Annotated in this window: 10 protein-coding genes; all 10 read right to left on the reverse strand. The window is 65.3% G+C overall.

The genetic code is table 11. The features are described from left to right. Positions 1-26 precede the first annotated feature (26 nt). Complete coding sequence (locus tag RYH70_RS12075) at positions 27-1,280, reverse strand: bifunctional folylpolyglutamate synthase/dihydrofolate synthase (protein ID WP_055099584.1); 1,254 nt, start codon at positions 1,278-1,280, stop codon at positions 27-29. Continuing rightward, positions 1,277-2,149, reverse strand: coding sequence for an acetyl-CoA carboxylase, carboxyltransferase subunit beta (gene accD / locus RYH70_RS12080; protein WP_022995972.1), 873 nt, complete (start codon positions 2,147-2,149; stop codon positions 1,277-1,279). Before accD ends, RYH70_RS12075 begins: the two co-directional genes overlap by 4 nt. A gap of 67 nt (positions 2,150-2,216) precedes the next feature. Next, on the reverse strand, positions 2,217-3,020 hold the full coding sequence (trpA, locus tag RYH70_RS12085; protein WP_022995973.1) for a tryptophan synthase subunit alpha: 804 nt from the start codon (positions 3,018-3,020) through the stop codon (positions 2,217-2,219). 11 nt (positions 3,021-3,031) lie between these two features. Next, positions 3,032-4,243 carry a tryptophan synthase subunit beta gene (gene trpB / locus RYH70_RS12090; RefSeq protein WP_022995974.1) on the reverse strand — a complete coding sequence of 404 codons (1,212 nt, stop codon included), beginning with the start codon at positions 4,241-4,243 and terminating at the stop codon, positions 3,032-3,034. 71 nt (positions 4,244-4,314) lie between these two features. Continuing rightward, positions 4,315-4,959 carry a phosphoribosylanthranilate isomerase gene (locus RYH70_RS12095; protein WP_022995975.1) on the reverse strand — a complete coding sequence of 215 codons (645 nt, stop codon included), beginning with the start codon at positions 4,957-4,959 and terminating at the stop codon, positions 4,315-4,317. A 326-nt stretch (positions 4,960-5,285) separates the two neighbouring features. Continuing rightward, positions 5,286-6,074, reverse strand: a complete 789-nt coding sequence (gene truA / locus RYH70_RS12100; RefSeq protein WP_022995976.1) for a tRNA pseudouridine(38-40) synthase TruA — start codon at positions 6,072-6,074, stop codon at positions 5,286-5,288. Positions 6,075-6,173: 99 nt separating this feature from the next. Then, positions 6,174-9,311, reverse strand: a complete 3,138-nt coding sequence (locus RYH70_RS12105; RefSeq protein WP_317009194.1) for a FimV/HubP family polar landmark protein — start codon at positions 9,309-9,311, stop codon at positions 6,174-6,176. 477 nt (positions 9,312-9,788) lie between these two features. Continuing rightward, positions 9,789-10,802, reverse strand: a complete 1,014-nt coding sequence (locus RYH70_RS12110; protein ID WP_022995978.1) for an aspartate-semialdehyde dehydrogenase — start codon at positions 10,800-10,802, stop codon at positions 9,789-9,791. Positions 10,803-10,914: 112 nt separating this feature from the next. Further along, on the reverse strand, positions 10,915-12,027 hold the full coding sequence (gene asd / locus RYH70_RS12115) for an aspartate-semialdehyde dehydrogenase (RefSeq protein WP_317009195.1): 1,113 nt from the start codon (positions 12,025-12,027) through the stop codon (positions 10,915-10,917). Positions 12,028-12,083: 56 nt separating this feature from the next. Further along, a complete protein-coding gene (leuB, locus tag RYH70_RS12120) occupies positions 12,084-13,160 on the reverse strand; it encodes a 3-isopropylmalate dehydrogenase (protein ID WP_022995980.1) in 1,077 nt (358 codons plus the stop codon). Positions 13,161-13,174: the final 14 nt, after the last annotated feature.

The following is a 13,174-nucleotide window of genomic DNA, read 5'->3' on the forward strand; positions in this document are numbered from 1 at the left end:
CGATTCGGCCTGGCGCTAGCGGGATTCTAGCGCGCCGGCGGCGGAACCGCCTCAATCACCGTCAGGGCTTCGGCCACAGTGTAGAAGGATCCCACGATCACCACCTGATCGCCAGTATCGCTGTCGTTCACCGCCGCTTCCAACGCTTCGGCAACACTGCCACAAGGATGGACCGCCGCCTTCCGGACTGTCTCCGGCAACGCCGCCACCAGCCTTTCCACGGTGGCGGCGCGGGGCAGATCCGGCCGGCACGGATACCACTCCAGCGGCTCGCCGGCGAACAGCGCCACCACCTGCTCCACCGGTTTGTCCGCCATCATGCCCAGCACCAGCCGGCGGCGGCCGGCACAGGCCGGCAAGCGATGCCGCAGCCGGGTCAACGCTTCCAGGTTATGACCGACGTCAAGGATGCAATCGATGCCTTTGAAACGGCGCCGGTCGCAACGGCCAGTCAGGCCGGTATCCACCACCTGGCCGGGAATATGAGGGGCCGGCGCCAAACCCGCCGCGGCCAGGGCCTGGACCGCGGTGGCCAGATTGTCATCGCCCAGACGCGCCGGCTCCGGTATCCGGTAGCGACGTTCCTCATCGCCGTCACGCACGGTCACTTCCCCGTCGCCCAGCGTGAACTCCCGCCCTGCCCTTAGCGGCAAGGCCGCCAGCGCCGCCAGTTCCGAGTCCAGATTCGACGGCGCCGCCAACTCACCGTAGACCAGCGGCCGGCCGGCCCTGCCGATGCCGATTTTTTCCCGCAGAATCGCTTCGCGGCTGTCGCCGAGCCAGTCCAGATGATCCAGCCCCACCGAGGTGACCACCGCCACATCGGCGTCGATCAGGTTGACCGCGTCCAACCGCCCGCCCAGGCCCACTTCAAGGATGCACAGGTCCGCGTCACTGCGCTGGAACAGCCACAGTCCGGCCAGAGTGGTGAACTCGAAATAGGTCAGCGCGGTGTCGCCGCGCCCCTGCTCCACCGCCGCGAAAGCCTGGCACAGCGCCTGGTCCGAGGCGGGGCCATCGGGCAGCCGGATACGCTCATTGAAACGCAGCAAATGAGGTGAGGTATAAACGCAGCAGCGCAGCCCGGCGGCCTCCGCCATGGCGGTAAGCAGGCGCACCACCGAGCCCTTGCCGTTGGTGCCGGCCACGGTGATCACCGGCATCGGCAGGGTGCGCACGCCCAGATCTCCGGCGACGCGGCGCAAACGCTCCAGCCCCAGCTCGATTTCGCTGGGGTGGAGCCGCTCGATGCGTTCGAGCCAGTGTTGGAGGTCGCTCATTGAGTGGACAGCGGCGCCCGGGTCATGTTGGCGAGAAGACGATGCAGAGTGTCACGCATTTGCAGACGCGGCACGATCATGTCGATGGCGCCGTGCTCAAGCAGGAATTCACTGCGCTGGAAACCTTCCGGCAGCTTTTGCCGCACGGTCTGCTCGATCACCCGCGGACCGGCGAAGCCGATCAGGGCGTTGGGTTCAGCCACGTTAATGTCGCCCAGCATGGCCAGCGACGCGGACACGCCGCCATAGACCGGATCGGTGAGTACCGAGATGAAAGGCAGCCCGGCTTCGCGCAAGCGCTCCAGGGCAGCGGAGGTCTTGGCCATCTGCATCAGGGAAAACAGACCTTCCTGCATGCGCGCGCCGCCACTGGCGGAGAAACACACCAGCGGCAGTCGCTGTTCCAGGCACACTTCCACCGCGCGCACGAAACGCTCGCCAACCACCGAACCCATGGAGCCGCCCATGAAACGGAACTCAAAGGCACAGGCCACCAGCGGCAGGCCATGCAGTTTGCCTTTCAGCACCACCAGCGCGTCTTTCTCGCCGGTGTCCTTCTGCGCGCCAGTGAGGCGGTCCTTGTACTTCTTGGAATCCTTGAACTTGAGCCGATCCTCCGGCGCCAGCTCGGCACCAATCTCGGAGGTGACGCCTTCATCCAGGAACAGCTTCAGGCGTTTGCGGGCCCCGATGCGCATATGGTGTTCGCACTTGGGGCACACATCCAGGTTGCGCTCCAGCTCCGGCCGGTACAAAGCACTGTCACAGCGTGGGCACTTGCGCCACAGACCTTCCGGTACGCTGTTGCGACGGTTTTCCTGCGGCCGGCGAACCGCGGGCAAAATCTTTTCCAGCCAGTTGTTGCTCATTACCTAGACCCTTGTATTTGACCCGCTTTATGGGACCCGCTTATCGCCAAGCGAGCACGGCATCGGCTTATTCGTCCATGGCGGAGCGCATGTCGGCAAGCACGGCGGCCACCGCCGGTGCGATGGCCTCGGTGCGCTGCGCGTTGGCGGCGATCTGGTTGACCAGCGCGCTGCCCACCACCACGCCATCGGCGACCCGGCTGACGGCCCGGGCCGATGCCGCGTCTTTGATACCAAAGCCTACCCCAATGGGCAATTGGGCAAGGTTGCGAATTGTTTCAACCCGCGACGCCACTTCCTCCACATTGAGGGTGGCGGCGCCGGTGACGCCCTTCAGGGAGACATAGTAAAGATAACCGCTGGCCGCCTCGCCGATGCGGCGAATACGCTCATCGGTGGTGGTCGGCGCCACCAGGAAAATCAGATCGACACCGCGCTGGCGGAATCGCGGCACGATGTCCTCGCATTCCTCCGGCGGCAGATCCACCAGCAGCACCCCGTCCACGCCGGCACTGACGCAGGCATCGGCGAAGGTTTCGTACCCCATGGCTTCCACCGGGTTCAGATAACCCATCAGTACCACCGGAGTACGATCATCCCGACGCCGGAACTCGGCGACCATGGCGAGCACGTCGCGCAGGCTGGTGCCGGATTCCAGAGCCCGCTCACAGGCTTTCTGGATCACCGGACCATCGGCCATGGGATCGGAGAACGGCACCCCGAGTTCGATGATGTCGGCTCCCGCCTCCACCATCGCGTGCATCACCGGCACGGTCACTTCCCGGTTGGGATCACCGGCGGTGACATAGGGAATCAGCGCCTTGCGGCCGCTCGTGTTCAGTTGTTCGAAACAGGCTTGAATACGGCTCATGGCATTCCCCCTCAAAACTCGATGCCGTCGATATCGGCCACGGTCAGGATATCCTTGTCACCCCGTCCGGACAGATTGACGATGAGATTCTGATCCGCGCTCATGGTGGGCGCCAGCTTGCGCGCATAGGCCAGCGCGTGGGCGGATTCCAGCGCCGGCATGATGCCCTCCACCCGGGTCAGTTCCCGGAACGCGGCCAGCGCTTCCTGGTCATCGGCGGCCACGTAATTGACCCGGCCGATGTCCTTGAGCCAGGAGTGCTCGGGACCGACCCCCGGATAATCCAGACCGGCGGACACCGAGTGGGTCTCGATGATCTGGCCGTTCTCGTCTTCCATCAAATAGGTGCGGTTGCCGTGCAGCACACCGGGACGCCCGGCGGTCAGCGGCGCCGCGTGGCGGCCGGTGTCGACGCCATCACCGGCGGCTTCCACGCCGTACATGGCCACGCCCTCGTCCTCCAGGAACGGGTGAAACAGGCCAATGGCATTGGAACCGCCACCGACACAGGCGACCAGCGCGTCCGGCAGTTTGCCGGCCTGCTTCAGACTCTGCTCCCGGGCCTCGCGGCCGATCACCGACTGGAAGTCCCGCACCAGCATCGGGTACGGGTGCGGCCCGGCCACGGTGCCGATGATGTAGAAGGTGTCGTCCACGTTGGTGACCCAGTCACGCATGGCTTCGTTCATGGCGTCCTTGAGGGTGCGTGAGCCGGAGGTCACCGGAATCACCTCGGCGCCGAGCAGTTTCATGCGGTAGACGTTGAGCCGCTGCCGGCGAATGTCTTCCTCGCCCATGAACACGTGACACTCCAGCCCCAATCGGGCGGCCACGGTGGCGGAGGCAACCCCGTGCTGGCCGGCGCCGGTTTCCGCGATCACCCGCTTCTTGCCCATGTGCTTGGCCAGCAAGGCCTGGCCGATGGTGTTGTTCACCTTGTGCGCGCCGGTATGGTTGAGATCCTCACGCTTGAGCCAGACGCGGGCGCCGCCGAGCTGTTCGCTCCAGCGTTCCGCCAGATACAACGGCGAAGGACGCCCCACGTAGTGGGCCAGGTCGTAATCGAAATCGGCCTGGAATTGGGGGTCATCCTTGAGACGCCGGTACATGGTTTCCAGTTCGTCCAAAGCGGCCATCAGGGTTTCGGAGACGAATCGTCCGCCGAATTGCCCGAAGTGGCCCCGCTGGTCGGGGAATGCCTTGTAATCAGGACGTTCAGTCACCTCATGCTCCTCGTCTGGGATAGCGTACTGTCAGGATTGTCGCGCCGGGCCCGAAGGGTCCGATCCTAGGGTCAGGCCTTGGCCGCGCGCAAAAAGGCCCGCACTGCGTGGCGGTCCTTGATACCGCCGAGGGTGGCGCCGGTCACCGCCCGCACCTCCACGCCGCCGCTCACGTCCACCCCCCAGGGGCGCACCTGGCGCACGGCCTCGGCCACGTTGGCCGGCGTCAAACCACCGGCCAGGATCAACGGCAACGCCGATTCCCGGGGCAGCAGGCCCCAGTCGAAGCGTTCGCCGGTACCGCCGGGGGTGCCCGGCACATAGCTGTCCACCAATAACCCGCGGGCGCCGGCGGCGGCGTACTCGCGCGCCACCCTGGCCGGGTCGGCGCCGTCACGCATGCGCAGGGCCTTGATCCAGGGACGCTGGAAAGCGGCGCCGTACTCCGGCGTTTCGTCACCGTGGAACTGCAGCATGTCCAGGGGCAGCTCACGCAGGTACTCGCGCACCAGTCCCGCGTCGGCGTTGACGAACAAGCCCACCGTGGTCACGAACGGCGGCAGCGCGGCGAGAATGCGCGCGGCACGTCGCGGATCCACGTAGCGGGGACTGGATGGATAAAACACCAGGCCGATGGCATCGGCGCCGGCGCGGGCGGCCTGTACCGCGTCTTCCGGACGGGTAATGCCGCAGATTTTAACCCGGGGTGTGCTCATCGAAATCCTATCAGGAAACGCGGGCCGAAGGACAGCGCCACAGGCGGCGCCACCTGCCCCGCGGGGACCGTCCATGTTAGCAAAGCGGCGAGGGTCTGGCACGCGAACATGCCATTCAATACTCCCAGACCACGAAGCCGCTGCAGGAGTTGGCCTGCCGGCGAATTCCGGGCCTCCGGCGTCTGCCCATTCGCTTGCAGGCAAGCTCCCACAGCGGCTTCGTAGCACGACCTGTGGGAGTCAGCCTGCTGGCGAATTCAGGCCCTCCGGCGTCGGCGCATTCGCTTGCAGGCAAGCCCCCACAGTGGCTTCGGCCACTTTTCAACCTACTCCAACCAGAGCGGCCCCAACGGCTCCCGCGGCAATTCAAACTGATCCGGGTAACCGATATCCACCAGATACAGTCCATAGGGCGGCGCGGTGACACCGCCTTCGCGGCGGTCACGGGCAGCCAGCACCTCGGCGGCCCATTCCACCGGTTGATGACCGGCGCCAATGGCCATCAGCACGCCGGCGATGTTGCGCACCATATGCATCAGGAAGGCATTGGCCTCCACTTCCAGGATGATCATCCGGCCGCGCTGCCGAATGTCCAGCCGGTGCAGCGTCTTCACCGGCGACTTGGCCTGGCAATGCACACAACGGTAGGACGTGAAGTCATGGGTGCCCACCAGCGCCCGGGCGGCGTCGGCCATCCGCTGTACATCCAGCGGCCGGTGGTTCCAGGTGACCTGGCGGCGGAACAACGCCGGCGGCGCGCCGGCATTGTAGATCACGTAACGATAGCAGCGCCGGAAAGCACTGAAACGGGCGTGAAAGTCGTCGCTCACCGGCACCGCCCAGCGAACCGCCACGTCGTCGGGTAAAAAACGGTTGCCGCCCATGACCCAGGCTTTCATGTCGCGATTGGCGTTTGAATCGAAATGGCACACCTGGCCGGTGGCATGCACGCCGGTATCGGTGCGGCCGGCGCAGATCAGCGTCACCGGGTGGTCCGCCACTCGCGACAGGGCCTGCTCCAGGTGCCACTGCACCGTGCGAACGCCATCCTCCTGGGTCTGCCACCCATGGAAGCGGCTGCCATCGTATTCCACCGCCAACGCGATCCGGGTCATGATGGGCCTGTTTTTTTCACGCCAAAAGGAAGGGGCGATACCTTACGGCATCGCCCCCTTTTTTTACAGAACGGCGTTTTCGCTTACACGTAATACGCCTTACTCGACGCGCTCCAGCAACTGGCGGGCATCGTCCCGCTGGCTGTCACTGCCTTCGCTGATCACCTCGTTGAGGATATCCCGGGCGCCTTCCATATCCCCCATTTCGATGTAGGCGCGAGCCAGGTCCAGTTTGGTGGCGTTCTCATCGGTTTCCGCCAGGAAGTCGAATTCATCATCCTCGTCAGCGGACACCGGTACCGGCGCGGCCGGTTCCTGAACCTCGCTGGCCGGCGGCTCGGCGGGCGCCGGAGCCTCGAAGGCCGGGTCCCCGAAAGCTTCCGTACCGGCATCGGCGGCCACCGGCTCGGGCAGTTCGATCGCCGCCTCCGGGGTTTCATCGGCACCGGCATCGTCCAGATCCAGGCCGTCCAGGGAAAACTCGAAGGTGTCGTCACCCTGATCCTCCGTCCCCTCTTCGCCGTGGTCGTCGCTCTCCGGTTCGGAGACCGGCTCGGCAGCGGGCTCGGCCTTGTCGCCCTCCCACTCCAGTTCCAGGTCGTCCAGTTGGAACTCCAGCGACTCCGATCCCGGCGGCGTCGTCCCGGTTACAGGCTCCTCCCGCGGGGCTTCCACCGGCGTCGAGTCCAGCTCCAGGCCGTCAATGTCATCGGTGTCGCCCGTGTCGGAAGAAAAGTCGGAAGAAAAATCCAGATCATCCAGATCCAGGCCATCCGAACTTACCGGGGTATCGTCCCGGACCGTCAGCGTGGCGTGAGTCAACGGCTCCTCGTCCAGAGCCAGGGCCTCTTCCGGATCGTCGTCGATCAGCACCGGTTCGTCGTCATCGGCCTCGCTCGGCGGCGCCTTGTCATCGTCCAGACTGAACTCGAAGTCATCCAGGTTGAGCGGGTCCTCCCCCGTTTCCCCTTGCTGATCGTGCTCCGACGGGACCGGCCCGCCGGGATCACCAGCCAGATCCAGTTCCAGATCGTCCAGGGATAGCGGAGCGGACTCGTCCGTGCCGGCCTGCCCGCCTCCGCCCAGCCGTTCGATGGCCCGGTCCAGTTCCTCCGCGGTACCGGCGTACAGCGCCGCCTGTTGCCGGAACGCCGCCTGATCGCCCATTTCGTTCAGCACTTCCAGCAGCCGCACTTTCAAATCGTTACGGCCCGGCGCCTGGTTGATTTCATTACGGAGGAAATCCGCCGCCTGCGGGTAGCGGCCATAGGCCACATAGACCTCCACCTCTTCCAGCGGATCCTGACTGGCGGCGGCGGCAGCACGGGATCCATCCTCGTCATCGGCGCCGCCGGCACCGGTCCGCGCCGCCGCCGGGTCCTGCCCGGACCGCCCTTCGTCTTCGTTGTCACCGTCGTCCGCCAGCGGCATCAAGGGCGGCAAAGCGTCTTCCTCCGGGTCATCCTTGCCGCTCTGACGGCGGCGCAACGCCAACAGCAGAAGCAGCAACAGTGCCGCCACGGCGGCTCCCAGATACAGCAGGTTGCGCATTACCCAGTCCAGCCAGCCAGCGGGCGCCGGGGCAGCCGGCTCGGCCGCCGGCGGCAGCGGACGCACGGAAGCGGCACTGTCAGCGCCGCTTGCCGGTTGGGACGGGGATTTCGGCGCGGCCTTGGCGGCGCCGTCGGGCCTCTCCGTATCCGTGGTCGAAGAGTCAATGGTGGAACCCCCCATGGCGGCGGAGTCGGCCGGCGGCGAGGTGCTGGCCGCCGGATCCGTCGTCTCCGCGGGCACCGGCTCCCCCGGGGCCTGTTGCTCGGGGGTCATCTCCGCTGGGGTAATCCGAGCAGGTGCAAGCAAGGCCTCATCCACCTTGCCATCGCCCTCGCCCTCCCGCAGCTGCCGCAGTGCCTCTTGAAGGGCCGCGATCTTCTCATTCTGCAAGCGCAGCATTTCGCCACTGGTATCCAACTGCTCGCCGAGCTCATCGATACGGCTGCGCAGCTCATCGTTCTCCCGGCTCAGCCGGTCCAGATTCTCATCGCGAATAGCCAGTTCGTTCTGCAGCGCGGCGGTGGCCGCTTCACCGCCACCGCCGGTACCGGTGCCATCACCGTCACGGGCGGCGTCGGAGGCATCCGGCGCCACCAGCGTAACCCGGCCGCCATCGCCTTCCTGTTCCACTGGCGCGGCCTCGCTTTGCTCGGTGGCATCCAGTTGCGCCGCCGCCAGCGTTTCCTCCGCATTGGTGCTGGCCGCACGCCGCTGGCGCCATTCGCTGGTTTGATCGGCCACTCGCCGCATTGCTTCGCTGCTGGCGATCGCCGCCGCCTGACGTTCGCTGGGCAGCCGCAGCACCGCGCCTTCCCGCACCAGATTGATGTTGCCGTCGATGAAGGCTTCCGGATTCATTTCCTGAATCGCCATCATCATTTGTTGGACGGAGACCCCGCCGCCAGGGCGATGCTCGGCGGCGATGCGCCACAGGGTATCGGACGAGCGCACCCGGTAGCGGTCATTGTTTTCGTTCAGAGTGCCACGCCCCGGCGTCGCGCTGCTGGCGGTGCCACCCTGGTCCGAGTCCGCTTGCTCCGGTTCCGGCTTCGGTTCCGCGGATTCGGCCACCGTTCCAGCATCGTCCTCCGGCTCAACGGTGTTTGCTGTTTCCTCTTGGGGTTCTTCTCGCGGTTCGCCCTCCGTCGCCGCGTCGCTGACGGCGGGTGCCCGTGGTTCGGGCTCCGGCGCGGGCGGCGCCGGTTCGGTCTTCGGCTGCGCTTGCGGCACGACCGGCACCGGCGCCGGTTGAACCTGGGCGGCACTGACCGCCTCACCGCCGGCGTCGTAGCTGGGCGGATCCAGCAATACGGTGTATTCGCGCACCAGACGGCCGGTGGGCCAGAGAATCTCCACCAGGAAGTTGAGATAGGGCTCACGCACCGGCTGGCGGGAACGGATGTGCAGAACCCCGTCGCCCTCGCCGGTGAAGGTCACCTCGAACGTCAAATCATTGAGGAAGTAGCCGCGCTCCACCCCGGCGGAGTCGAATTCCGCTTGCGGGGCCAGATTGACCACGATTTCCTCTGTCGACAGCCGTCCGGTTTCGTGCAGGACGACGTCCATCTCCAGCGGCTGGTTCAGATAGGAGTTAAGCTCGTATTCCCCCACCCCCAGAGCAGCCGCAAGCCCCGGCGTCATCGCCGCCAGCGCGACAAACCCTATGCCAAATTTTCGGAGCATGTGGTTGAACCCCAGTTACTTATTCTGTATTCCCCGCCCTCTGAGCCGGCAGGCACGCTGCGGATTTCTTTCCGCGAGTCTCGGAATAAGGTCTGGAACAATCCAGAGAAAACAAACCTTATTCTGAGACGCTCTGGTCAGAAAGTCCGCATTCGATTGTGCCCGACGACGGGGTATAAACCTAGAAACTGCGTCACATATTGCTAGTAAGTGCGCATTTTTCATGGTTTTTTCGAAAAAATGCGCGCGCAACCGTGGATTGAGACGCCCCCGTCCCGAGCCGCCAGGGCGGCCCGAGAGCTACGACTTTATTCTGGCGGGATGGGGGTTGTCGAGGGGGTAAGCACTTCCTTTGCCCACGATTTGCGGGCACGCGGCTGGCGGGGCGCTGGCCTCCTGGCCCGCATACACGTCGCTACAAGCTCCCACAGCGGCTTCGTGGCCGGGGGAATTGGAATCGGACGGTTGAGAGCAGGATCACGCCCCGGCGAGCAGTTGCTCCACCAGCAGGACGGCATTGCGGGCGGCGCCGGCCTTGATGTTATCGGCCACGGTCCAGAAGCTCAGTTCGCCCTGCCCGTCCACGTCTTCCCGGGCACGGGCCAGCCGCACCAGCGGCTCCTCTTTCACCTGCCGTACCGGGGACGCGCCGTCCCCCTCTCCGCCTTCGTCCTGGGCCAGACCCGGCGCCTCGTCCCAGCAGGCCTGCGCCTGAGCCAGACCGATGGGCAGACCGCCACGCACCACCACCACCTGGGAAAGGCCATGGAACACCGGCACCTGCACACAGCTCACATCCACGGCCAGGTCCGGACGCCCGAGCACCCGCCGGGCTTCCAGCATCAATTTCAATTCCTCGCTGGTATAGCCGTTGTCCTGCAGACGCCCGACGGTGGGCACGAGGTTGAAGGCGTATTGCGGTTCCGCGCCTTCGCTGGCGTCCATGCCATTGAGCAAACGCGCGCTCTGGCGGGCCAGACGTTCCACGCCATTGCGCCCCGAGGAGGAGGCGGCCTGCAACTGGGTCACGGTGACCCGCTGCAATTCGGAGATCGCCATCAGCGGCTTCAAGGCCAGCATCAGTTGCACGGTGGCGGCATCGGCGGCGGCGGCCAGATTGCGCTCGCGGGCGGCGGGAATCTGCTCGTCGTTGACCCCGGCCACCAGCAACGGCACGTCCGGCTCGTAACGGAACGCCGGTGACAGGTCCAGGACCATGGCTCCGGCATCCACCGCGCGCGGCGCCCATTCCTGGGACACCGCGGCGCCGGCGGCGAACACCACCAGCGCCACGCGGGAGAAATCGAAGCCATCCAGCCGCTGCACCGTCAGCGAACGGCCGCCCACCCGCAAAGACGTGCCTTCGCTCTCTTCCGAGGCCAACAGGAACAGTTCTCCGTAAGGCACCTTGCGCTGCGCCAGTTGCTCCAGCAGGGCATCGCCCACCAGGCCGGTGGCACCAACCACCGCCAATCCGGGTTCCATCGACATTGTTTATCCTCCAGGACAACGTTCCGTCAGAACAAAGACAAACGGCACAAGCCCGCTGGACTCGTGCCGTTCGTTGGGGCCGGACGTCCGCGCCGGACGTTCGACTTCTTGATCACCGCTCCAGCAGAATCCGCAGCATGCGGCGCAGCGGCTCGGCGGCGCCCCACAGCAACTGATCGCCGACGGTGAAGGCGTTGAGATATTCGCCGCCCATGTTCAGCTTGCGCAGGCGCCCCACCGGAACGGTCAAGGTGCCGGTTACCGCCGTCGGCGTCAGATCACGCAGCGTCGCCTCTTTCTCGTTGGGCACCACTTTCACCCAGTCATTGGCGTTGCGGATCAGGTCGTAGATCTCATCCAGCGGCACATCTTTCTTCAGTTTCACCGTCAGCGCCTGGGCGTGACAGCGCATGGCGCCGATGCGCACACAGGTGCCGTCCAGCGGGATCGGTTGGTCGCCGCGACCGAGGATTTTGTTGGTCTCGGCCTGGGCTTTCCACTCTTCCTTGCTCTGGCCGTTTTCCATTTCCTTGTCGATCCACGGCAGCAGCGAGCCGGCCAGTGGCGCACCGAAGTGCTGTTGCGGCAGATCACTGGAGCGCATGGTATCCGCCACCTGACGATCGATGTCGAGAATGGCGCTGGCCGGATCCGTCAGTTTGTCCGCCACGGCACCGTGGATGGTGCCCATCTGCGCGATCAGCTCGCGCATGTTCTGGGCGCCGGCACCGGAGGCCGCCTGGTAGGTCTGGGCGCTGGCCCACTCCACCAGATCGGCGTTGAACAAACCGCCCAGGGCCATCAGCATCAGGCTCACGGTGCAATTGCCGCCGACGTAGTCCTTGACGCCGTTGTCCAGCGCCTGGTCGATCACCTTGCGGTTCACCGGGTCCAGCACGATGACGCTGTTGTCCTGCATGCGCAGCGCGGAGGCGGCGTCGATCCAGTAGCCCCGCCAGCCGGCTTCACGCAGTTTGGGATACACCTCATTGGTGTAGTCGCCGCCCTGGCAGGTGACAATGACGTCCAGTTTTTTCAGCTCATCGACGCTTTTGGCGTCGCCCAGCGCCGGAATTTCCTTGCCCACATCCGGGCCGGCCTGGCCGACCTGGGAGGTGGAGAAGAACACCGGTTCGATGTCCTGGAAATCGTTTTCCTCACGCATGCGGTCCATCAATACGGAACCGACCATGCCACGCCAGCCGATAAAACCGACTTTCTTCATTGAGACTTGTCTCCCGAAGGGGTTGCCCCTTCTCAATCTATGGGTTCAGGCGCCGATCAACCGCGAGCCAGTGCTTCGGCCACGGCGGCGCCCATTTCCTCGGTGCTCACTTTGCGCGTGCCCTCGGTGTAAATATCCGCGGTACGCAGCCCCTGATCGAGAACCTGCTCCACCGCGGCCTGGATCGCATCCGCCACGTCGCCACGCTCCAGACTGTAGCGCATCAGCATGGCCAGCGACATGATGGTGGCCAGCGGGTTGGCGATGCCCTGGCCGGCGATGTCCGGCGCCGAGCCGTGGCAGGGTTCGTACAGGCCCTTGCGGTTTTCGTCCAGGGACGCGGAGGGCAGCATGCCGATGGAACCGGTGAGCATGGCGGCTTCATCGGAGAGAATGTCACCGAACAGGTTGCCGGTGACGATCACGTCGAACTGTTTCGGCGCGCGTACCAGTTGCATGGCGGCGTTGTCCACGTACATATGGGACAGTTCGATATTCGGGTAGTCCTTGGCGGCGTCGGTGACCACCTCTTTCCACAGCTCGGTGACTTCCAGCACATTGGCCTTGTCCACCGAGCAGACCTTGTTGTTGCGCTGGCCGGCCAGTTCGAACGCCACCTTGGCGATACGGCGCATTTCCGATTCGGAATAGACGTCGGTGTTGAAGCCGACCCGCTCGCCGTTCTCCTCACGGATACCGCGCGGCTGACCGAAGTAGATGCCGCCGGTCAGTTCACGGACGATGAGAATATCCAGGCCCGACACCACTTCCGGTTTCAGCGAGGAGGCGTCCGCCAGTTGCGGGAACAGAATCGCCGGGCGCAGATTGGCGAACAGGCCCAGCGAGGAGCGCAGCCGCAGCAGGCCACGCTCGGGGCGCTTGTCCCGTTCGATGGTGTCCCACTTGGGACCGCCGATGGAACCGAACAGAATGGCGTCAGCGGCGCGCGCCTTGTCCAGCGTGCTCTCTGGCAGCGGGTCACCGTGCAGGTCATAGGCGGCGCCGCCCACCGGCGCTTCGTCCAGGCTGATGTCGAGGCCGAAACGCTGCTCGGCGGCGCGCAGCACGCGCACCGCTTCCTGGACGATTTCCGGGCCGATGCCGTCACCCGGCAGAATCAGAATGTGGCTCATGGTTCGCTTCCGTG

Origin of the sequence: Alloalcanivorax xenomutans (genome assembly GCF_032810065.1) — a bacterium.
Classification (GTDB): Bacteria; Pseudomonadota; Gammaproteobacteria; order Pseudomonadales; family Alcanivoracaceae; genus Alloalcanivorax; species Alloalcanivorax xenomutans.